The organism is Paraburkholderia sp. RHO2, from assembly GCF_050955445.1.
Taxonomy (GTDB): domain Bacteria; phylum Actinomycetota; class Actinomycetes; order Mycobacteriales; family Mycobacteriaceae; genus Prescottella; species Prescottella agglutinans_A.
The window spans coordinates 896,621-919,269 of sequence record NZ_CP162617.1; the positions used below are offsets into that span (position 1 = coordinate 896,621).

The 22,649-nt window shown below is 67.1% G+C and carries 13 protein-coding genes; 9 read left to right on the forward strand and 4 right to left on the reverse strand.

The window, feature by feature from the left end; translation table 11 throughout:
* Positions 1-77 precede the first annotated feature (77 nt).
* On the forward strand, positions 78-689 hold the full coding sequence (locus tag ABTV10_RS04030) for a TetR/AcrR family transcriptional regulator (RefSeq protein WP_433610024.1): 612 nt from the start codon (positions 78-80) through the stop codon (positions 687-689).
* 36 nt (positions 690-725) lie between these two features.
* Entirely contained in the window at positions 726-2,147 is a 1,422-nt protein-coding gene (gene purB / locus ABTV10_RS04035; RefSeq protein WP_499032726.1) for an adenylosuccinate lyase, read from the forward strand.
* 58 nt (positions 2,148-2,205) lie between these two features.
* Here purB and ABTV10_RS04040 read toward each other — a convergent pair whose 3' ends face one another.
* A complete protein-coding gene (locus tag ABTV10_RS04040) occupies positions 2,206-3,051 on the reverse strand; it encodes an ANTAR domain-containing protein (RefSeq protein WP_499032727.1) in 846 nt (281 codons plus the stop codon).
* A 234-nt stretch (positions 3,052-3,285) separates the two neighbouring features.
* On the opposite strand from ABTV10_RS04040, the gene ABTV10_RS04045 reads away from it, so the two are divergent.
* Both ABTV10_RS04045 and ABTV10_RS04050 read left to right on the forward strand, forming a co-directional pair.
* Complete coding sequence (locus tag ABTV10_RS04045; RefSeq protein ID WP_499032728.1) at positions 3,286-15,939, forward strand: amino acid adenylation domain-containing protein; 12,654 nt, start codon at positions 3,286-3,288, stop codon at positions 15,937-15,939.
* A 300-nt stretch (positions 15,940-16,239) separates the two neighbouring features.
* Complete coding sequence (locus tag ABTV10_RS04050) at positions 16,240-16,905, forward strand: DUF6875 domain-containing protein (protein ID WP_499032730.1); 666 nt, start codon at positions 16,240-16,242, stop codon at positions 16,903-16,905.
* A 55-nt stretch (positions 16,906-16,960) separates the two neighbouring features.
* Here the strand turns inward: ABTV10_RS04050 and ABTV10_RS04055 are convergent, their stop codons facing one another.
* Both ABTV10_RS04055 and ABTV10_RS04060 read right to left on the reverse strand, forming a co-directional pair.
* Positions 16,961-17,176 carry a hypothetical protein gene (locus ABTV10_RS04055; protein ID WP_499032731.1) on the reverse strand — a complete coding sequence of 72 codons (216 nt, stop codon included), beginning with the start codon at positions 17,174-17,176 and terminating at the stop codon, positions 16,961-16,963.
* 133 nt (positions 17,177-17,309) lie between these two features.
* On the reverse strand, positions 17,310-17,567 hold the full coding sequence (locus ABTV10_RS04060; RefSeq protein ID WP_499032733.1) for a hypothetical protein: 258 nt from the start codon (positions 17,565-17,567) through the stop codon (positions 17,310-17,312).
* On the opposite strand from ABTV10_RS04060, the gene ABTV10_RS04065 reads away from it, so the two are divergent.
* The 5 genes from ABTV10_RS04065 to ABTV10_RS04085 all read left to right on the forward strand — a co-directional run bounded on the left by ABTV10_RS04065 (position 17,554) and on the right by ABTV10_RS04085 (position 21,547).
* Complete coding sequence (locus tag ABTV10_RS04065) at positions 17,554-17,772, forward strand: hypothetical protein (RefSeq protein WP_433610034.1); 219 nt, start codon at positions 17,554-17,556, stop codon at positions 17,770-17,772. The two genes, ABTV10_RS04060 and ABTV10_RS04065, sit on opposite strands and share 14 nt — an antisense overlap.
* Before the next feature lie 148 nt (positions 17,773-17,920).
* Positions 17,921-18,406 carry a hypothetical protein gene (locus ABTV10_RS04070; protein WP_499032735.1) on the forward strand — a complete coding sequence of 162 codons (486 nt, stop codon included), beginning with the start codon at positions 17,921-17,923 and terminating at the stop codon, positions 18,404-18,406.
* Positions 18,407-18,462: 56 nt separating this feature from the next.
* Entirely contained in the window at positions 18,463-19,629 is a 1,167-nt protein-coding gene (locus tag ABTV10_RS04075; protein WP_499032737.1) for a peptidoglycan-binding protein, read from the forward strand.
* Positions 19,626-20,321, forward strand: a complete 696-nt coding sequence (locus ABTV10_RS04080; RefSeq protein ID WP_433610040.1) for an ABC transporter ATP-binding protein — start codon at positions 19,626-19,628, stop codon at positions 20,319-20,321. The genes ABTV10_RS04075 and ABTV10_RS04080 overlap by 4 nt, the downstream gene beginning before the upstream one ends.
* Positions 20,318-21,547 carry an ABC transporter permease gene (locus ABTV10_RS04085; protein ID WP_499032739.1) on the forward strand — a complete coding sequence of 410 codons (1,230 nt, stop codon included), beginning with the start codon at positions 20,318-20,320 and terminating at the stop codon, positions 21,545-21,547. The genes ABTV10_RS04080 and ABTV10_RS04085 overlap by 4 nt, the downstream gene beginning before the upstream one ends.
* Here ABTV10_RS04085 and ABTV10_RS04090 read toward each other — a convergent pair.
* The gene (locus ABTV10_RS04090; RefSeq protein WP_499032741.1) at positions 21,537-22,649 is read right to left on the reverse strand and encodes a sensor histidine kinase; all 1,113 of its coding nucleotides are present in this window, start codon (positions 22,647-22,649) and stop codon (positions 21,537-21,539) included. The genes ABTV10_RS04085 and ABTV10_RS04090 overlap by 11 nt on opposite strands.

Genomic DNA, 22,649 nt, shown 5'->3' on the forward strand with positions numbered 1-22,649 from the left:
CGCTGCCGACGAGGGCGGTTTCGCACTCTTCGCCGAATCCGCCCTGACCCGGGGGATCCGGCTGGCACGATGAGGGGATGACTTCCGCCGCGACCCCCAAGGGCGAGAGGCGACGGCAGGCGCTGGTCACCGCCGCGGCGGATCTGCTGCTCGAGGGTGGTTTCGACGCGGTCCGGCACCGTGCCGTGGCATCGCGAGCGGGTCTTCCGCTCGCATCCACCACGTACTACTTCAGTTCGCTCGACGAGTTGGTGGCGTTGGCCGTCGAGCACAACGGCAATCGCGAACTCGACGCGATGCGTGACCGCATCGACGACGTCACCCAGCGCCGTCGCGGCGTCGAGGCCACGGTCGACCTGATCGTGGACCTGCTGGTGGGACCGGACGACGCGGGCGACGGCGGCCGCGAACGGCTCATCGCGCGGTACGAGCGGTTCGTCGCCTCCGCCCGCCACCCCGAGCTGCGCGACGTCCAGCTGCGGCTGCGGGCGCAGCTCGACGACCTGCTCGCCGAGGTGCTGCGCCGGTCCGGGCGCGCCGTGCGGGAGCAGCAGCTGCGCCGGCTGGTCGCCGTCGTCGACGGCGTGGTCGTGGGGGCACTCAGCGAGGTCGACCCCGATCCGCGGGCCATGGCCCGGGCGATGCTGCTCGACCTGATCGACGACCTGGCGCCGCCGACTATGCGCTGACGAGGGCGTCCAGGTCCGGCCGTAAACTGGGATCTCGTGAGCCGCATCCCGAATGTCCTTGCCAACCGTTACGCCAGCCCCGAACTGAAGGAGCTGTGGTCGCCGGAGCACAAGATCGTGCTCGAGCGCCAGCTGTGGCTGGCGGTGCTGCAGGCGCAGGCAGAGCTCGGGATAGACGTTCCCAAGGAGGCCGTCGCCGACTACGAGCGCGTGCTGCACCAGGTGGACCTCGACTCGATCGCCGAGCGGGAGCGGGTCACCCGTCACGACGTGAAGGCCCGGATCGAGGAGTTCAACGCCCTCGCCGGCCACGAGCACGTCCACAAGGGCATGACCAGCCGCGACCTCACCGAGAACGTCGAGCAGCTGCAGGTGCTCCGCTCGCTCGAGCACGTCTACGACCACGGCATCGCGATCGCTGCCCGCCTGGGCGAGCGGGCCGCCGAGTACACCGGCATCGTGATGGCCGGCCGCTCCCACAACGTCGCCGCACAGGCCACCACCCTCGGCAAGCGCTTCGCGTCCGCCGCCGACGAGATGCTGGTGGGACTCACCCGCGTGCGTGAGCTCATCGACCGCTACCCGCTGCGCGGCATCAAGGGCCCGATGGGCACGGCTCAGGACATGCTGGACCTGCTCGACGGCGACGCCGCCAAGCTCGAGCAGCTCGAGTCCAAGGTCGCCGAGCACCTCGGCTTCGCGCACGTGTTCACCAGCGTCGGCCAGGTGTACCCGCGCTCGCTCGACCACGACGTGCTCTCAGCGCTGGTCCAGGTCGGTGCCGCGTCGTCGTCGATGGCGCACACCATCCGCCTGATGGCGGGCCACGAGCTGGTCACCGAGGGCTTCCAGCCCGGCCAGGTGGGCTCGTCGGCGATGCCGCACAAGATGAACACCCGCTCGTGCGAGCGCGTCAACGGCCTGCAGGTGGTGCTGCGCGGCTACGCGTCGATGGCCGCCGAGCTGGCCGGCGCGCAGTGGAACGAGGGCGACGTGTTCTGCTCCGTCGTCCGCCGCGTCGCGCTGCCGGACGCATTCTTCGCGATCGACGGCCAGATGGAGACCTTCCTGACGGTGCTCGCCGAGTTCGGCGCCTACCCGGCCGTCATCGAGAACGAGCTGAACCGCTACCTTCCGTTCCTCGCCACCACCAAGGTCCTCATGGCCGCGGTGCGTGCCGGCGTCGGTCGCGAGACGGCGCACGAGGCCATCAAGGAGCACGCTGTCGCCGTCGCACTCGCGATGCGCGAGGAGGGCAAGGAGCCCGATCTGCTCGATCGCCTCGCCGCCGACGAGCGCCTGCCGCTCGACCGCGCCGCGCTCGACGAGGCCCTGGCCGACCGCACCGCGTTCGTCGGTGCCGCCGGAGCGCAGGTCGACTCCGTGGTCGCCGAGGTCCAGAAGCTCGTCGACGCCAACCCCGACGCTGCCCGCTACACTCCCGGTTCCATTCTGTAACAACGGGTTTCCGGTCGAGGCGCGGACCGTTGCGGTCGGCGCCTCGACCGCGCGCGGCTCAGTCGGACATCGGCGGAGTCAGGGTGCCGTCGACGACTTCGGCGGCAACGTCGTGGAGCGGTCGTCCATGGGTTCGGGCGTAATGGCGGAGGGCTTCGAATGCCACGGCCGGGGTGCATCCGGCAGATTCGGCGAGCATTCCCTTGGCTTGCTCGATGATGATCCGGCTGGTCAGCGCCTGTCGCAGTTGAGCGGCCTCTTCCTGCGCGATGCGCGCGGCGCGCTCGTGCAGCAGACCGATGGTGGCGATCCGTGCCAGCGCCCGGCTCGTGTCGATGTCCTCCGCCGGGAGACTGCCGGGGGCGACGCAGAACATGTTCAGCGACCCGATCACCTGGGTTGCCAGCTGCAACGGAACGGCATGGACGGCCCCGAAGCCGATCTCTCCGGACAGGTGCTGAAACCGTGGCCAGCGCGCCGAGGCCGCGTCGCGGCCGAGGTTGACGATCGGACGCCCCGTGGTGAAAGAGTCGTAGCAGGGGCCACGCGCGTTCGTCATCTCCAACTGTTCGAGGTTGTGCACCGGCTCGGTGGTGGACGCGACCGAAGCGAGGTGCCCGTGTTCGTCGGCCAGCAGGATGCCGGCGGCGTCGATCCCAACCAGTTCCACGGTTCGATTGGTCAGGGTGCGTAGAAAGTCGACGGTGTCGAAGCCGGGTACGAGGGCGTCCGCCAGTTCCTCGAACACATGGGCCAATCGTCGTTCGCTCATGGGCTTCAGGTCTCTCCGGAGGCTCGTCGCCGCAGTCGCCTCCAGGTTAGCCACGTCGGGCGTCGTTGGCACGGGGCACTTCGGTAGGTTGGCGCGCTTCGAGTTGCTCTGGCAGGATGGATGAGCGGCCACCGAGTGGCCCTGGACGCGGTAGGCGTCATTTCACCACCCCGGACCCGGTGGCGCGGTCGGCACGTTCGAGCGAGAAGAATCCACCGCTGCTCCGTTACCGAGCACTCGCCGAGCACGTCGGCATCATCGTGCGTCGACCGGTTCGCCCTCGGGACGTGCCGCCTGTCACGACCAGATTGCACTCCGCTGGCCGAGCACGCGGAGCCGACGTGAACCGGATTGGGAACGTTTCTTATGGAAGTTGCTGCATCGGAACCGTTTCCGTTGTCGTCGGCGCAGTACGAGGTCTGGCTCGCGCAGCAACTGGCCCCACACCTTCCGTACTGCATCGCGCAGTACGTGGAACTCCGCGGAGACCTCGATCTCGACCTGTTCCGACAGGTGGCCGTGGCCGCGGGGCGCGAGGTTCAAGGCGCCTTCCTCCGGTTGATCGAGGTCGACGGGGAGCCCAGGCAAGTCGTTGACCCGTCGTTGGACAATTCGGTGGGTTTCATTGATTTTCGCGGCGAGGATGATCCCGTGGCGACCGCGGATGCGTGGATGCGCGAGGACCGGTCGCGTCCGGCGAACCCCATGCACGACCTGGGCGTGTCGACGATCTTGCAGGTCGGTGATGCGCAGTACCTGTGGTACACCCGGGTGCACCATGTCGCGTTGGACGCGTATGCCGCGATGACGATGGTGAACCGCATCGCGGCGCTGTACTCCGCTGCGGTGTCTGGCCGAGAACCGGAACCCAGCCGTGCAGCCGATCTGCGGACGCTGTACGAACTCGACTGTCGGTACCGCGCCTCGAGCCGGTTCGAGGCGGACCGTGCGTACTGGATCGAGCGGTTGCGGGGGCTGCCTGCGCCCGTGAGTCTGGCCGAGCGAGACGGTCCCCCGGTGGCCCGCGACATGCTGGTGACCACAGCGCTCGACGAAGACACGGCCGCCCGGCTCGAGGACACCGAGGGTGGGGCGAGCCGAACGTCGGCTGCGGTGATCATCGCGGCGTTCGCCTGCTACCTCGCGCGGATGACGGGCCGGCAGGAGGTGCGCGTGGACGTCCCGGTCTCCGGGCGGACCACCGCGGTGTTACGCCATTCCGGTGGGATGTTCGTCAACGTGGTGCCGCTTCGGATTCGGGTCGGTCCCGCCGACACGGTGGGCGAACTGGTCGAGCGGGTGGGTCTGGAACTGATCGGCGCATTGCGTCACCAGCGCGGCAACCTCGCCGAGATCGTGCGGGAGCCGAGTGTCGGTGTCGAGGCTCACCGGACCGCTGCGCCCATCGTCAACGTGATGCTCTTCCGTCAGGAGCTCGAGTTCGGTTCGGTGACCGGCGAATTTCATGTGCTCACCTCCGGTCCGATCGCGGACCTGCTGATCAACGTCTATCAAAGAGGCACCCCTGCAAGGACGTTCGTCGAGTTCCGGGGAAATCCGGTCCGCTACCGTCTCGACGACCTGAGGATTCACCAGCAGCGGTTCGTCGGTGTGATCGAGGATTTCCTGTCGTCCGGTCCAGCATCGCCGCTGGCGACGATCCACAGTGAGAGTGCGAGGGAAGGAGAGCGTCGGCGGGCGGAAGCGCTTTGCCTGGACTATTGGCAACACGCGCTGGCGGGGATGCCGGTCCGGCTCGGGCTGCCGACGGATCGGCCGCGACCGAAACGGCGGTCCGCAGAGTCCGGGAGCCTGCAGATCAATCTCGGTGCGGAACTGCATCGCAAGCTGCAACTACTCGCTCGCGAGCACGACTCGACGATGTTCACGACGATAGATGCGGGGCTGGCGGCACTGTTGGCCCGCGTGAGCGGCTCCGACGACGTCGCGGTGGGTACGCCGATTGCCCGCCGGGCCGACGCCGCGCTCGACGGTGCGGAGGCGGTCGTCGACACCGTGGTGTTGCGGATCCACGTGGACTCGGGACGGTCGTTTGCGGACCTCCTGGACCGGGTGAAGCAGTGCCAACACGACGCCTTCTCGCATGCGGGGGTGTCGTTCGGCCGGGTGGTCGAGGCCGTCGCCCCGGACCGCGCCCCGGACAGCCCGCCACTGGTACAGGTGGTTCTCGGCCCCGATCGTCCCGAGCGGACTGCGGTGACCGACGTATCGGTCACGGCACCCGACGACTGCTGTCCCGAGCTCTGTGATGTGCAGATGACCGTCGGTGAAAGCTTCACCGACTGCGGTCGACCGGCAGGACTGTCGGTCGATCTGGCGTTTGCGGCCGATTTGTTCGACGCAGCGACACTGCAGGCCTTCGCGGATCGGCTGCTGCGGATTCTCGAGTACGCGGCAGCAGCTCCGTCGGCCCCGGTCGGCGACGTCGATGTGCTTGCCCCTGAGGAGCGCGATCAGCTGGTGCCGGTGTCCGGCGCGGAGGCGTTGCCCGCGACGACTTTGCCGGGGTTGTTCGCCGCATCGGTGGGCACGGACCCGAATGCGATCGCGGTGGTGTACGGCGACCGGAGTTGGACGTACGGGGAGTTGGACGAGCGGTCGAATCGTTTGGCGCGGTGGTTGATCGGTCGGGGTGTGGGGCCGGAGTCGTGTGTGGCGGTGGGTGTGCGGCGGTCGCTGGAGTCGGTGTTGGCGGTGTGGGCGGTGACGAAGGCTGGTGCGGCGTTCGTTCCGTTGGATCCGGGGTATCCGTCGGCTCGGCTCGAGCACATGTTGACCGATTCGGGTGCGGTGTTGGGGTTGACGACGCGGGGCGTGGCGGGTGAGTTGCCGGGGATTGTGCCGTGGGTGGTGCTCGATGACGAGTCGGTCGAGGTGGAGGTGGCGGGGTGTGCCGCGGCGGTGGTGTCCGATGGTGAGCGGACCGCTGCGTTGTCGCCGGATCATCCGGCGTATGTGATCTACACGTCGGGGTCGACGGGGGTCCCGAAGGGGGTGGTGGTGACGCACCGGGGGATGGCGAACATGGCCGCCGAACAACGCGACCGTTACCCCGCGGGACCCGGTGCGCGGGTCCTGCACTTCGCCTCCCCCAGCTTCGATGCGTCGGTCTTCGAGCTGGTGTGGGCGTTCGCGTCGGGCGCGTGCCTGGTCATCGCACCACCGACGGTCTACGGCGGCGACGAACTGTCCGCCCTGCTCGATCGTGGCCGCGTCACCCATGCGGTCCTGACACCGTCGACGTTGTCGTCGGTCGATCCCAGGGGGCACAGCTGCCTGCGGTATCTCGAGGTGGCAGGTGAGGCATGTTCTCCTGAGCTGTTGGCGCGGTGGGCACCTGGGCGCTCGATGTTCGACGGCTACGGCCCGACGGAGGCGACCATCATGGCGAACCTCGGCGATATCGGGTCGCCGGGGGAACCGGTGACAGTCGGCGGCCCGATCCGGGGTGTCGAGGAGTTCGTACTCGACGGGCGTCTGCAGCCGGTGCCGGTCGGTGTGGCGGGGGAGTTGTATCTCACCGGTGCGTCGCTGGCACGTGGGTATCGGAATCAGGCGGGCCTGACGGCAGCTCGCTTCGTCGCGGATCCGTTCGGTTCACGGGGACAACGCCTTTACCGCACCGGGGACGTGGTCAGATGGCGGCGCGATCGGAAGGGAGACCTGCAGCTCGAGTACGTGGGCCGCACCGACTTCCAGGTCAAGATTCGTGGCGTCCGGACCGAACCCGGCGAGGTGGATGCGGCTCTGATGGCCCACCCGTATGTGCGATTCGCTGCCACACTCAGCCGTGCGGGACCGGCCGGCGACCCGGTCCTGGTGTCCTACGTGCTCCCCGCCGCCGGGCACGTCCCCGATCCCGCCGAGCTGACGGCACAAGTCCGTGCGTCGGTACCGAACCACATGGTGCCCGCGGCGATCACGATGCTCGACGAGATTCCGTTGACACCGGTCGGCAAGCTCGATCGCGCCGCTCTACCCGTGCCGGACTTCGGGACCAGGCGTACCGAGTCCCGGCCACCGCGAACACCGACCGAGGAGGCAATCGCAATCGTCTTCGCCGAGGTGCTTGCGGTGGACCACCTCGGCGTCGATGCGCACTTCTTCGACCTCGGCGGAAACTCTCTGGTCGCGACCAAGGCAGTCGCCCGGATCAACTCGGCGCTGGGTCGGAACATCGATATCCGTGACCTGTTCGAGGCGCCCACCATTGCCGCGCTCGCGGCCCGGCTCGAGGGCATCGACGGTCAATCGTCGGCCCGGCCGGCACTGACCGCGGGCACGCGGCCCGACAGTGTTCCGATCTCCCTCGCCCAGCAGCGAATGTGGGTCGTGAACCAACTCGATACGTCGTCGCCCGCGTACAACATTCCCATCGCGCTTCGGCTGTCGGGCAACCTGGACATCGATGCGCTGCGGTTGGCGCTTGCCGACATCATGGACCGACATGTCACGCTCCGGACCGTCTATCCCGAGTCCGCGGACGGACCCCGCCAGGTGGTGGTGCCGATGGGGCAGGTACATCCTGACCTCACGCCGGTATCGGTCTTCGGGGAGGCGGAGCTGCGTGCGCACCTTGTGCGGCGTGCCGCCGCCGGCTTCGACGTCACCGACGAGATACCCCTGCGGACCGCGCTGTTCCGGATCGGTCCGGATGAGCACGTGCTGGCGATCGTGATGCACCACATCGCGGTTGACGGTTCGTCGATGGTGCCGCTCGCCAGGGACGCGGCGGTGGCATACGCCGCCCGTCTGCATGGACGGCCTCCGGACTGGGCGCCATTGCCAGTGCAGTACGCCGACTACAGCCTGTGGCAGCGACGGATGCTCGGCAGCGAGTCCGAGGCCGATTCGCTGTTCGCGCGCGAGTTGACGTACTGGCGGTCGACGCTTTCGGGGATGCCGCCGTGCATCGAGTTGCCGATGGACCGACCACGCCCGGTGTGGCGGTCGACGCAGGGAGGCAGCGTTCGGTTCGAGATCGGCGCGCATCTACATCGACGACTACACGACCTTGCTCGCGAACATCATTCGACCATGTTCATGGTCATGCACGCGATGCTCGCCGTGCTGCTGAGCCGATTGAGCGGGAGCACCGACATTGCGGTGGGCACACCGACGGCGGGACGCGGCGAGGCCGCGCTCGACGACGTGGTGGGTATGTTCGTCAACACCGTCGTGTTGCGGACACCGGTGGAGCCCGGGGGCTCGTTCACCGACCTCCTCGGTGACGTCAGCACATGTGATCTCGATGCCCTCGTCCACGCGGAGGTCCCATTTGAACGAGTCGTCGAAGCTGTTGCGCCCGTGCGGTCGACGGCGTATTCACCGCTGTTCCAGGTGATGCTGGAGTTCCGGAACGTCGAGCCGCCCGACCTCGCCCTGCCGGCGCTCACGGTCGAGCCCGTCGATGTCGGCCTCGACATCGCCCGTTACGACCTGCACCTGAGCCTTTCAGAGGAGTTCGACCCCGTCGACGACGCACCTCGCGGGATGGCGGCCTCCTTCGGCTTCGCGACCGACATCTTCGACTCGGACACGGTGCAGCGCTTCGCGGACCGCTTCCTCCGCATTGCCGAGGAGGTGGTCTCGTCGCCTTCGACACGGGTTGGGGAGATTGAGCTGCTGTCCCCGGCGGAGCGTCGGGAGTTGATGTCGATGTCGGGTGGGCCGGGGGTCGCGGGGAAGGTGCTGCCGGAGTTGTTGGCGGAGTGGGCGGCACGCGATCCGGGCGCGGTGGCGGTGGTGTGCGGCGACCGGCGTTGGACGTATCGGGAGTTGGACGAGCAGTCGAATCGTTTGGCGCGGTGGATGATCCTGCAGGGTGTGGGTCCGGAGTCGGGTGTGGCGGCGGCACTGCCGCGGTCGCTGGAGTCGGTGGCGACGGCGTGGGCGGTCGCGAAGTCCGGTGCGGCGTTCGTGCCGGTGGATCCGTTGTATCCGGTTGGCCGGATCGAGCACATGTTGTCGGATTCGGCGGTGACGGTGGGTGTCACGGTCGCGGAGTGGCGGGATCGCTTGCCGGGGTCCGCGCGCTGGCTGGTGCTCGATGATCCGGCCGTCGAGGCGGAGGTGGCGGGATTCTCCAGTGCCGTGGTGACCGCCGGTGAACGGACCGCTGCGCTGTCTCTCGACCATCCGGCGTACGTCATCTACACCTCGGGGTCGACGGGCGTCCCGAAGGGTGTGGTGGTGACGCATCGGGGGTTGGCCAATCTGGTGACGGAGCAGTGCGCACGGCTCGGGGCGGGTCCCGATGCACGGATACTGCACGTTGCGTCGCCGAGTTTCGACGCGGCGGTGTTCGAGCAGATGATGGCCTTCGGTTCGGGTGCGCGGCTGGTGATCTCCCCGCCGACCCTGTACGGCGGCGAGGAGCTGTCGCAGCTGCTCGATGCCGAGAGTGTGACCCACGCGGTGCTCACCCCTACGGTGCTGGCATCGTTGGACGTAGCCGCGACGACGCCGAGTTCCACGGATACAACAGGATTGGAGTCGCTGCGAAATCTGATGGTGGCCGGCGAAGCCTGCCCTCCGGAGTTGGTGAATCGATGGGCCGGGGGTCGGTCGATGTTCAACCTGTACGGGCCGACCGAGACGACGATCTGGGCAAATGTCAGTGCCCGCATGGCGCCGGGTGATCGGGTGACGGTTGGTGGTCCGATTCGTGGTGTGGGGGAGTGTGTGTTGGATGGGTGGTTGCGGCCGGTTCCGGTTGGGGTGGTGGGGGAGTTGTATTTGGCTGGTTCGGGTTTGGCGCGTGGTTATCGGAATCGGGCGGGGTTGACGGCGGCGCGGTTTGTTGCGGATCCGTTCGGGGGGTCGGGGCGGCGGATGTATCGGACGGGGGATCTGGTGCGGTGGGTGCGGGTGTCGGGTGGGGGGTTGGCGCTCGAGTATGTGGGTCGTTCGGATCTGCAGGTGAAGGTTCGTGGTTTTCGGGTGGAGTTGGGGGAGGTGGAGTCGGTTCTGTCGGCGTGTGTGGGGGTGGCGCGGGCGGTGGCGGCGGTGTGTACGGACGAGGGGGTCGGTGATCGGTTGGTGGGGTATGTGGTGCCGGAGGGGGGTGTGGATCTGGATGTGCGTGAGGTTCTCGGGTTCGTGGGGGATCGGTTGGCTCCGCATATGGTTCCGGCGGCGGTGGTGGTGGTTGATGCGGTGCCGGTGACGCCGAACGGGAAGGTTGATCGGGCGGCGTTGCCGGCGCCGGACTTCGCGGCGGCCAGGAGCGAGTTCCGGGCACCGGGCACGGAGATCGAGAAGGTACTCACGGAGCTGTTCGGGGAAGTGCTCGGTCTCGACCGGGTGGGCGTGGAGGATTCGTTCTTCGCGCTCGGTGGCGACAGCATCATGTCGATCCAGTTGGCGGCGCGAGCGAAGGCGGCGGGCGTGGTGTTCTCGCCGCGGGACGTGTTCGAGTGCAGGTCTGTGGCACGGCTGGCGGAAGTTGCCGTCCGTGGGGACGGCGGCTCGGCCCCGGTGCTGGAGGAACTCGCCGGTGGTGGCGTCGGAGAGGTGCCGTTGACGCCGATCATGCGGTGGCTGCTCGAACGGGGAGCATCCGGGTTCGGCCGTTTCTCGCAGGCGCTGATGCTGGGTCTGCCGCCGGGGACCGACGCGAGAACATTGGCAGGCACGGTGCAGGCGGTGCTGGATCGGCACGACATGCTACGTGCACGGGTGCGACCGGTGCCTGGTGGGGACTGGGCGTGGGAGGTGCTGTCGGCCGGAGCGATTCGGGCTGCCGATGTCATCCACCGCGTCGCGATGGCGCCGAACCACGGCAGCGCTGCGTTCCACGAGCGGGCGGCGGCGGAGCTGAACGATGCCGCGGACCGGCTCGACCCGGTGGCCGGAATCGTCATCCAGGTGGTCTGGTTCGATCCCACCGACGAGGCGGGCCGGGGCCGCGTCCTGGTGGTGGTTCATCATTCGGCGGTCGACGGGGTGTCCTGGCGGGTGCTGGTCACGGATCTGGCGGCAGCGTGGTCGCAGATCGCGACTGGGCTACAGCCGGAACTTCCGCCTGTCGGGACGTCGATGCGGAGGTGGGCGCACGGGCTGGTCGAGGCGGCCCACCGGCCGGAACGTGTTGCCGAACAGGCAATGTGGCAGGCGATGGCTGCGGGGGACGATCCGGTGATCGGGGCCCGGCCCCTCGATCCCACGATCGACGTGCACTCGGCGGTGGAGAGTGTGTGCGTCGAACTGCCCGGCGACGTCACCGAGGCGCTGTTGACCACGGTGCCGGCGGTCTTCCACGGCGCGGTCGGGGACGCTCTGGTGGCCGCGTTGGCGATCGCGGTGACGAGATGGCGCCGGGGGCGCGCCGCCGCGTCGCGGGAACCCGTGCCGGGCGAGGCCTTCGTCGCGTTGGAAGGTCACGGGCGCGAGGAGGGCGTGGTCCCGGGCGCGGACCTGACCCGGACTGTCGGGTGGTTCACGACGAGTTACCCTGTCCGACTGGATTTGTCCGGTATCGACCTCGACGATGCGTACTCGGGCGGGCCGTCCGCGGGAGCGGTGGTGAAGACCGTCAAGGAGCAGCTTCTCGCCGTCCCGGATCACGGGATCGGCTACGGACTGCTGCGCTATCTCAACGAGGACGCCGCGTCGGTGCTGCGCCACCTGCGGGTGCCGCAGATATCGTTCAACTACCTCGGCCGGGTCGCCGGCGCTGTTCCGGTCGGCGGACGTGAGGCCGGTTGGATTCCCGTCGAGGACGCCGACGACCTCTCGGGTGCCCAGGATCCGAGCATGCCGGTGTCGGCAGTGCTGGACATCAACGCCCTGACCGTCGGCAGTGCCGGCGACCCGAGGCTGCGCGCGACGTGGACGTTCCCGAGTGGAGTGCTGACCGCGGCCGAGGTCCGCGAGCTGGCGGAGTCGTGGTGCGCGATGCTGGAGACGTTGACCGCGCATGCCCACGCGCCCGGGGCAGGTGGACGGACACCGTCGGATTTCGACCTGGTCACGCTCCGGCAGTCGGAGGTCGAACGGCTGGAGAACCGGTATCCGGACATGACGGACGTGTGGCCACTTTCCCCGCTGCAGAAGGGATTGCTGTTCCACGCATCGGTGTCCGAGCAGTCCGCCGACGCCTATGTGGTGCGGCTGATGCTCGAGCTGCGTGGAGACGTCGACGCCGCGCGCCTGCGGCGCGCGGGACAGGTGCTGCTGGATCGGCATCCGAACCTGCGGACCGCGTTCGTGGCCGATACCGCCGTCGGGCCGGTGCAGGTGGTCCAGGAACACGTCGTGGTGCACTGGACGAAGATCGATGTCTCCCAGCAGGACGAGAGCACGCGCCGGACCGAGTTGGACCGAATACTGCGCGCAGACCGGGCGACCCGGTTCGACCCGGCTCGCGCCCCGCTGTTGCGCTGGATGCTCATCACTACCGGACCCGAGCGTCACCGACTGGTATTGACCAGTCATCATCTGCTGCTCGACGGCTGGTCGACGCCCCTGCTCATGCGTGAACTGCTACTGCTCTACGGCACCGACGGAGATGCTGCGGTGTTGCCGAGGGTGTACCCGTACCGGGACTACCTGGCGTGGATAGGGGAGCAGGACGCCGACAGGTCACTCGAGATGTGGGCTCGCGTGTTCGACGGGGCCGACGAGCCGACGCTCGTGGCGTCGGCCGATCCCGGTCGTCGATACTCCGACTCGAGCGAGGTGGTCGGCGGGCTGACCGAGGAACGGACGGCCGCACTCATCTCGCTTGCGCGTGCGCGCGGGATCACCGTCAACACGGTGCTCCAAGCGTCGTGGGCGATCGTGCTGGGCGCGTTGACTTCCCGAACCGATGTAACGTTCGGCACGACCGTGTCGGGGCGGCCCCCGCAGCTCGAGGGCATCGAATCGATGATCGGCTTGTTCGTCAACACACTGCCGGTGCGCGTCCGGGTGGACAGCGGAGAGAGCGCGGGGCAGCTCCTCGACCGGATCCAGGCGGAGCAGGCAGCGCTGCTTGATCACCACTACGTGAGCCTGGCCGACATCCAGCGGGTGGCCGGGCCCGGGGCGGTTTTCGACACGATGTCGGTGTTCGAGTCGTATCCGGTTGATCGAACCGGAATCGCATCGGAGACCGACGTCGCCGGGATGCGGGTGGTCGATGTGCACGGGGCCGACGCCTCGCACTATCCGATCGGCGTGGTGGCGGACATCGACACGCGCCTGCGCCTGCGAATCTCCTACCTGCCCGAGCTCTTCGACCACGACACGATGGAGAGGACCCTCGAGCGGGTCCTGCGGGTGATCGACACCGTCGTCGCCGACCCCGACCTGCCGCTGGCCCGGCTGGATCTGCTCTCCCCGGCCGAGCACCGGGAGCTGGTGTCGGTGTCGGGTGGGGCGGAGGTGGCCGGGAGGGTGTTGCCGGAGTTGTTGTCGGTGTGGCCGGCGCGAGACCCGGGTGCGGTGGCGGTGGTGTGTGGCGACCGGCGTTGGACGTACGGGGAGTTGGACGAGCGGTCGAATCGTTTGGCCCGGTGGTTGATCGGTCGGGGTGTGGGGCCGGAGTCGTGTGTGGCGGTGGGTGTGCGGCGGTCGCTGGAGTCGGTGTTGGCGGTGTGGGCGGTGACGAAGGCTGGTGCGGCGTTCGTTCCGTTGGATCCGGGGTATCCGTCGGCTCGGCTCGAGCACATGTTGACCGATTCGGGTGCGGTGTTGGGGTTGACGACGCGGGGCGTGGCGGGTGAGTTGCCGGGGATTGTGCCGTGGGTGGTGCTCGATGACGAGTCGGTCGAGGTGGAGGTGGCGGGGTGTGCCGCGGCGGTGGTGTCCGATGGTGAGCGGACCGCTGCGTTGTCGCCGGATCATCCGGCGTATGTGATCTACACGTCGGGGTCGACGGGGGTGCCGAAGGGGGTGGTGGTGACGCATCGGGGGTTGGCCAATCTGGTGGTGGAGCAGGGGGAGCGGTTCAGGCTCGGCCCGGATGCGCGGGTGTTGCATGTTGCGTCGCCGAGTTTCGACGCGGCGGTGCTCGAGCAGTTGTGGGCGTTCGGGTTCGGTGCGCGGCTGGTGGTGGTGCCGCCGGCGGTATTCGGCGGAGCCGAGTTGGGTCGGATCTTGCAGCGCGAGAGGGTGACTCATGTCGCGTTGACGCCGACACTGTTGGGGACGGTCGATCCGGTGGGCCTCGACGATCTGCGGACCATCGTGGTCGGTGGTGAGCGGTGTCCGCCAGAGCTGTTGACGCGGTGGGCGTTCGGCCGGCGGATGTTCAACACGTACGGTCCAGCGGAGGCGACGATTCAGTCCAATGCCAGTGCCCGCATGGCGCCGGGTGATCGGGTGACGGTTGGTGGTCCGATTCGTGGTGTGGGGGAGTGTGTGTTGGATGGGTGGTTGCGGCCGGTTCCGGTTGGGGTGGTGGGGGAGTTGTATTTGGCTGGTTCGGGTTTGGCGCGTGGTTATCGGAATCGGGCGGGGTTGACGGCGGCGCGGTTTGTTGCGGATCCGTTCGGGGGGTCGGGGCGGCGGATGTATCGGACGGGGGATCTGGTGCGGTGGGTGCGGGTGTCGGGTGGGGGGTTGGCGCTCGAGTATGTGGGTCGTTCGGATCTGCAGGTGAAGGTTCGTGGTTTTCGGGTGGAGTTGGGGGAGGTGGAGTCGGTTCTGTCGGCGTGTGTGGGGGTGGCGCGGGCGGTCGCGGCGGTGTGTACGGACGAGGGGGTCGGTGATCGGTTGGTGGGGTATGTGGTGCCGGAGGGGGGTGTGGATCTGGATGTGCGTGAGGTTCTCGGGTTCGTGGGGGATCGGTTGGCTCCGCATATGGTTCCGGCGGCGGTGGTGGTGGTTGATGCGGTGCCGGTGACGCCGAACGGGAAGGTTGATCGGGCGGCGTTGCCGGCGCCGGACTTCGCGGCGGCCAGGGCAGGATATCGGGCACCGAAGGAAGGCTGTGAATCCGCCGTGGCGGCCGCGTTCGCGGCCCAGCTCGGTGTCGAGAGAGTCGGCGCGGACGACAACTTCTTCGCACTCGGCGGCAACTCGTTGACGGCTACCGGGGTGGCCGCGCGACTGCGGGAATCGATCTCCACGGAGGTGCCGGTCGAGTGGATCTTCACACATTCGACGCCCGAGTCGCTGGCGCACCGGATCGAGACGCGCGAGGCGGAGACCGTCGAGAACGACGCCGCAGGTTCGGCGGTCGCCGTTCTACTTCCGCTGCGTGCCAACGGAAGTAGGACCCCACTTTTCTGCATACACCCGGCCATCGGCCTCGCCTGGTGTTTCAGCGGCTTGGTGCAGTACATCGACGACGACCGGCCGCTCTACGGAATCAACTCACCCGCGCTGACCGATCCGAATGTACGTTTCGAGTCGCTCGACGCCCTTGCGCACCGCTACGTCCGGGAGATCCGGGCTGTGCAGCCACACGGTCCCTATCACCTGCTCGGCTACTCGGTCGGCGGCCAGATTGCGCACGCGATGGCGGTCCAACTTCGCCGAGACGGTGACGACGTGCTCACCCTGTCGATGATGGACACCCGCGTGCCGACCGATGCGGCGTTCGACGATGAGGTGCCCACTGTTGCAAGCCTCCTCGCCGAGTTCGGCGGCGTGGAGGCGGTCGATGACGGGGAGTCGACCATCACGGCCGATCAGGCAGCTCGGCTGCTGCGTGCGAAGGGCGGACTGTTCTCATCACTGACTCCCGATCACCTCGAGACCCTCTACCGGGAATACCGCGAGCTCGTTCATGCCGCTCGCGCGCATCGGCCGTCGACCCTCGAAGGTGCCGCGGTCGCCTACTTCAGCGCGGCAAGGGATCCGCTCGACGATCACGATCACGATCACGATCACGATCACGATCATGAGACCTGGGCGGCCGACTGGACCAAGTACAACATCGGTGAAATACGCGAGTACCGCATCCCGACGAGGCACGAGCAAATGACAAGTCCGGAAGGACTTTCGGTCGTGGGCCCACTCCTCAACCGGCACCTGAATCTGGCCGATCGAGCGCGCGCGCCCGAGTAGTGCGCCGCAGAATACGGACCACGCATTCGTTGCTCGACTCCACGGCGTGGACTACCGTGGAGGCGTCGGGCGGGTCGAACGGACGTGAGGTCGCGCTCGACGATCCCCCGGCTGCCCCGGACCCGGTAGTCCCATTGGAGGACAGCGCTTCCGAGAGGGTTCCCTCAGGACTTCAGCTACTCGCGGCACTCGTCGGACACCACGCTCCTGCATCTGGCGCGCAGAGCCGCCGGTTTCTTCCCTCTCGCGGCACCTTCCCGCGTCGGATGAGCGTGCGATGCGAAACGGGTAGGAGGAGAAGTGACCGCGGTTCCACTCGAGAAACTGTTCGGCACGGGCACGGGCACGGGCACGAGCGCGGGCGCGGGCGCCGAGCACCGGTGCTCGGAGGTGCTCCGTAGGTGGGTGTGTGACTATCTGACCCGACCGCATGCAGATCTCGGCAGATCGGGTCCGGTCTGCCCGTTCACCCATCCGTCGATCTCACGGGGATTGTTCTGGGTCGGATTCATCGATGGCCGCGACGTCGGTCGTCAGCAGATGACGGAGGCCGTGGACGAGGTATTCGGTGCCTTTCCCGAGTTGCCGCCGGTTGACGGCGACGATGCGCTCCTGAAGGCCGTGCTCCTCGTGTTTCCCGACGTCTCCGACTACTCGCTGATCGAGGAGGCGCAACGAGAAGGCAAGTCCAAGTTCGTGCGGGAGGGACTCATGCTCGGGCAGTTCTATCCGGGATGCACCACGCCCGGGTTACGGAACACGGCGTTCCCGGCACTGGATGCGCCCCTTCCGATTCTGGCGGTGCGCAATATGGTCGGCTCCGATTTTCCGTTCCTGGCGCAGGAGAGCGAATGGGTCGACGCCTACCTGAAGAAGTTTGCGAACCGGATCCCCGGTCCGGTCAGGAGCAGCATCACGGAGATGATTGCCGGCGAGTTCGCCACGGACCCGAGTCCGGAGCGGTAGACAGAACAGTTCGCGACAGTCACTGCCGCGACGCGGTGACCGGGCGCAGTCCCGGTCACCGTCCACTGCCCGCCCCGGCCGCGACCTCCTGTAGTTCGGCGGACTCTTCGGTCTTGTGCGGTAATGCGAGGGCCGTGCCGATGGCCACCGCCGATGCCGCGTCCGCGATAAGGAAGCCGATCGTGATGCCGGTGTCCGAGTAGAAGTCCTGGCCCTCGAGTTCAATCGCGATGTGCGAGTTGAGCACAACGAAGGCGACGACCGGGAGCACTGCGGGCAGGATGTTCTGCGAGACGGATGCCAGTGCGCCCGTGGTTGCCTGCAGCGACCGAGGAACGGTGACCTGCCGCGGACAGCACGGCGCCGCCGGCGAGGTAGGCGAGGGTGCTCGGTGCGGTCCATCCTCAGTCCGGTCCGAAGCTGATGCCCACGAGCACGCCGCCGATGCCGGCGCCGAGCAGGACCGCACCGACCAGATCGAGTCGTGAGTGCAGCCGTAGATTCGACTCGGCGGTGGTGAGCAGGATCATCGGTGCGAGGACAGCCAGGCAGATCAGGGTGAACCAGGACAGGCTGCGGAATCCGGTGCTGTCGATGAGCCAGCGGGCCAGAAACGGTGCGGGGATCGCCACCAGGCCCATGCCGCTGATGACGACACTCACCGACATCGTGACGGTGCGCGCCGGGAACACGTCACGGATGAGCGTGGGGACCGGCGTGTTCGTCGCCGAGGAGGGCGGCGCCCTCGCCGGGTTCGCGATGACGTCCGAACCCGGCGTGGTCGCCTCGGGTCCGCCACGGTTGGCGGTCGAGGCGTTGTCGAGCGTGTTCAGACTCGGCCGAGTTCGCGGCCTGCCCAACCCCTGAACTTCCGATCAGCTGGAGGCGCAGGAGCTCTCATACGATCGACAAGAACATGTTTCGTTTGTGTATGTGTTTTTCTCAACGGTGCGGGAACGCCAGTGCTTGTTGACTGATCTCCGACATTCAGTCGCCAAGTCTTGGAAGGAACGCTATGTACTCCACTGCCACCCTTCGGTCCCGCCGGAAGCTCTCGGCCGCGCTACTCGCGGTTCCCGTGCTGGCCGTCATGGTGTCGGCCTGCACCAAAGCCGGTCCGCCCTCGACCGAGCCATCGACGGTGGCGGGAGCGAGCAGTGCGACGACGCGCGATGAGTACGACTTGCAGCTGGCCAAGTGTCTACGTGATGCGGGCTTCGATGTGAAGGATCCTGCACCGGGACAGGGGATCACCGAATCGAGTCCGGAGATCATGGAGGCCGCCCCCGCCTGTATGCGGAAGCTCGGTAATCCACCGGTGCAGGAGTCGTCTCTGAGCGATACCGAGAAGCTCGACCTCGGGTTGAAAGCGGCCGCCTGTATCCGTGACAAGGGTTTCCCCGACTTCCCTGATCCGACCCTCGAAACGCCCATCTTCCTCCCCGTCGAGGTTCCATCGGAGAAGGTCGAAGATTGTTTCAAGGACTTTCCCGCCGAATAGCCGCGCCACCTGATGTCCTGGGAAGCAAATACTTGGCCCTGCAAGGAAATTACAGGATGAGATCACAGAAGGATGCCGCCCCAGAATTGGACGCGGGATATACGAGCGAATCCGGTCAGACCGATCCGTTGTCGGAGGTCGGCGAATCTCGCGGCAGGTCGCGGCGTCGTCGCGCAGTCGTTGTGTCGGTGGTTGCTGTTGCGGCTTCTGTTGTGGCCGGGATCGGGCACTATTCGTGGACCCCTGTTCAGGAAGAGCGAGCGGACGACCCTGCGACGTTGACCACTGTGCCGGTGACCACCGGCGATCTCGTGCAAGAGGTGGCTGCCAACGGAACTCTGCAGTACGCCGATGAACAGCCGGTGCTCTCGGGGCCGGCCGGCACCGTCACCGAGCTTCCATCGCCGGAGAAGGTAGTCCCGCCGGGCATGGCCCTGTATTGGATCGATGCCCGTCCAGTGATTCTGCTACGTGGTGACACCCCTGCGTGGCGCACCTTCGAGTTGGGTATGACCAACGGCGAAGACGTACGCCAACTCGAGGAGAATCTCGCTGCCTTCGGCCTGTTCGGAGGCGGGATCGATACGCAGTTCACCACCAAGACGGCCGACGCCATCCGGGCCTGGCAGAAGAGCCTCGGCCTCGAACCGGCAGGCGTTCTTGCTCATACCTCCATCCTCTTCTCTCCCATCGACTTGCGGGTCGGCACCTTGTCTGTCCGGCTCGGCGCACGGGTCGAACCCGGGACGGAGATCCTCAAAGCGACCTCGACCGTCAAGGTCGTCACCGTCGATCTGAAGTTGTCCGACCAAAATCTCACCAAGCCCGGCGCATCCGTCACGGTCATCCTGCCGGACGGCAAGAAGGTGCCCGGCAAGGTCCTCGCTGTCGGCACACCGACGGAGAAGCCTGCACCGGATGCGAATGCCGCTCCCGCCATTGGTATCCCCGTCGCTGTCGACCTCTCCGACCGAGCTGCCGCAAGCGAATTCGTAAGGGCGAGCGTGACAGTTCGGTTCCCGTCCTCCACCGACCGAGGAGTGCTGACCGTTCCGGTCGACGCACTGGTCGCGACAGGACCGGACTCGTTCGCCGTCGAAGTTCCGGAAGGGGAGGGGACTACCAAGATCCCGGTTACTCTCGGCAGTTTCTCTGCGGGTCGAGTCGCGGTGTCCGGTGCGGGTATCAGCGCTGGAACCAACGTGGTGGTGCCGAGACGATGACGGAGATCATTCGCCTCGTGGGGGTCACCCGCACCTATGGGTCACCCCCGGTCCGCGCACTTGCCGGCGTGGATCTGCGAGTCGACCACGGCGAGTTCGTCGCCGTGGTCGGGCCGAGCGGGTCCGGGAAGTCAACGCTACTGAACGTCGTCGGCACGCTCGACCTTCCCAGTACCGGTGTCGCGTACATCGACGGAACCGACGCCCGAAACATGTCCGATGCACAGCTCTCCGCCCTACGCGCACACCGAATCGGGTTCGTGTTCCAGCAGTTCCATCTCAGTGAAGGCGTCACGGCACTCGACAACGTGGCAGACGGATTGCTCTATCTCGGTGTTCCCCGGCGCGAACGGCGGGTCCGGGCACGAGCGGCGCTCGAGCGAGTCGGTCTCGGTCACCGAACAGAACATCACCCGAACCAGATGTCGGGTGGCGAGCGGCAACGGGTCGCCATCGCCCGCGCCGTCGTCGGTGATCCCCCGCTCCTCCTCGCCGATGAACCCACGGGGAACCTCGACAGTGCATCGGGGGAGAGCATTGTGCAGTTGCTGCACGAACTCAACCGAAGCGGCACAACCATCGTCGTCATCACCCACGATCCCGCGCTCGCGGCCCGTCTTCCCCGGCAGATAGCAATCTCCGACGGACGGATCATCTCCGACAGCGCATCTTCCGAAACGCGAATCGCATGACACCACAGACACCCGTCCCCACGAACCCACCACGTGCCGAGGAGCTCTCCTCACGGCTGCTGGGCCGCGATCTCGCGTATCTCGGATCGGCAGGTCTACGCGCCCGTCCGATGCGAGCGGTGTTGTCGGCGTTGGGAATTGCCATCGGGATTGCAGCGATGATCGCCGTCGTCGGCTCCTCCGCATCGAGCCAAGCGCGTCTGAACAGCCAACTCGCCGAACTCGGAACGAACCTTCTCACCGCAACCCAAGCCTCCGGTGCCGGCAGCACACCGCCGCCCCCGCTCCCCGCGAATGCCTCGGCCAGAGTCGAACGCATCCCCGGAGTGCTCGAGGCGGCATCCGTCGCCGATCTCGAAGACACACACATCTACCGCAATGCGGAGATCGACAGTGAACGCACCGGTGGCCTTGTCGTCACCGCCACGGAGTTGAACCTGCCTGCGGTGGTCGGGGCGAGCATCGGTGAAGGGCGATGGCTCAACGAGGCCACGGCGTCCCTCCCGGCAACGGTTCTCGGGGCCACGGCCGCTGAACGGCTCGGAGTCCGAGAGTCGGGCCAGTTGGTGTGGTTGGGTGAGCGCAACGCTGTTGTCGTCGGCATCCTGGAACCGGTTTCGCTTGCTCCGGAACTCGACATTGCAGCCCTGATCGGCGTCCCCGTCGCTGAATCCGTCTACGGATACGGTCCCGCACCGACGCGAGTTTACGAACGCTCGACCGATCGGACCGTGACCGAGGTACGGCAGATGATCGCCCCGACGATCCAACCCGAACAACCCGGCAGCATCGCGGTCTCGAGACCTTCCGACGCGCTGGCGGCGGCGAACGCCGCCTCGGATTCCTTCACGGGCTTGCTGTTGGCGCTCGGGGCGATCGCCCTCATCGTCGGTGGCATCGGTGTCGCCAACACGATGATCATCTCTGTACTCGAACGTCGTCGCGAGATCGGTCTGCGCCGCGCTATCGGCGCAACCCGCGCGCACATTCGCCTGCAGTTCCTGACCGAAGCACTGATCTTGTCGGCGCTCGGGGGTGTGGGTGGCGCTGCCTTGGGTAGCGTCGCCACCGCCCTGATTGCGGTCATGAACGGCTGGATCCCCGTCATTCCACCGCTCGCGCTCGCTGCCGGCGTCGGTGCCACCCTCGTCGTCGGTGCCGTGGCCGGTCTCTACCCGGCCGTACGTGCTGCGAGGACGCCCCCGACGGTCGCCCTCAACCTGTGAACGAACGCACCGGCTTCGACGCCTTGGCCGTCGGAGTCGGTGTCGTGGCGGGCAGTGCCACGGTGATGCGGAGGCCACCCGCTGGTCGTGGGGCGATGATGAGTGCTCCGTCGTGCGCCTGCACGATGCTCTTGACGATGGACAGTCCCAGGCCTACGCCGACGTGTTCGTGGGTGCGTATGCGTGCAGTGCCGCGCTGGAATGGTTCGGCGAGTGTCGAGGCCAGCAGCGGGGTGAGTTCCTCGCCGGTGTTCTCGACAGTGAGCGTGGCGGATTCGGGGCCCGCGGTGGTGCTGATCCACACCCACCCTCCGGAGGGAACGTTGTGGACGATCGCGTTCTGCACGAGGTTCATGGTCATCTGCAACAGCAGCGCGGGTGAGCCGAGTACCGGGGTGATGTCGCCGGAGACGCGAATGGCGAGCCTGCGCTCTTCTGAGAGAGGAAGCAGCGTTTCGGCGGCTTCTTCCGCAAGGAGGGACAGGTCGACCGGCTCTTTGGCGAAGGAGCGCTGGTTGGCCTGGCTGAGCAGGAGGAGCGCTTCGGTGAGATCGATCGCTCGGGTGTTCATCTCCTGCAGGCGCACGATGAGTTCGGAGGTGTCCCTGTGCGGGTCGCTGCGGGCCACGTCCAGCATCGCCCGTGAGATCGCTAACGGCGTGCGTAGTTCGTGGGAGGCGTTGGCTGCGAATCTCCGCTGTTCGGCCACGTGAGCTTCGAGGCGAGCGAGCATATCGTCGAAGGCGTCGGCGAGTTCGCGGAACTCGTCGTCCCTGCCTTCCAGCCGGATACGGTGTGAGAGTGTCCCGTTGGCGGCGATTCGTGTGGCGTTCGTGATTCGGGTCAACGGCGTGAGCATGTTCCCGGCGAGGATCCACCCTCCCAGCATTCCGAAGATCAGCAGAAAGACCAGCACTCCGGCAGCTGCCGGGCCGAAGGCTCGCAGGAGGTCGGAGCGGTTGGGGACAGCCCGGTCAGTGGCGTGGATCGTGCTGTCGGGGACGTATCGCAGGAGGAAGACCCACACCGCTGTGAGCAGCAGGGCCCCTGCGAGCATGAGGAACCCGGCGTAGGTGAGGGTGAGTTTGAGGCGGACGCTCAA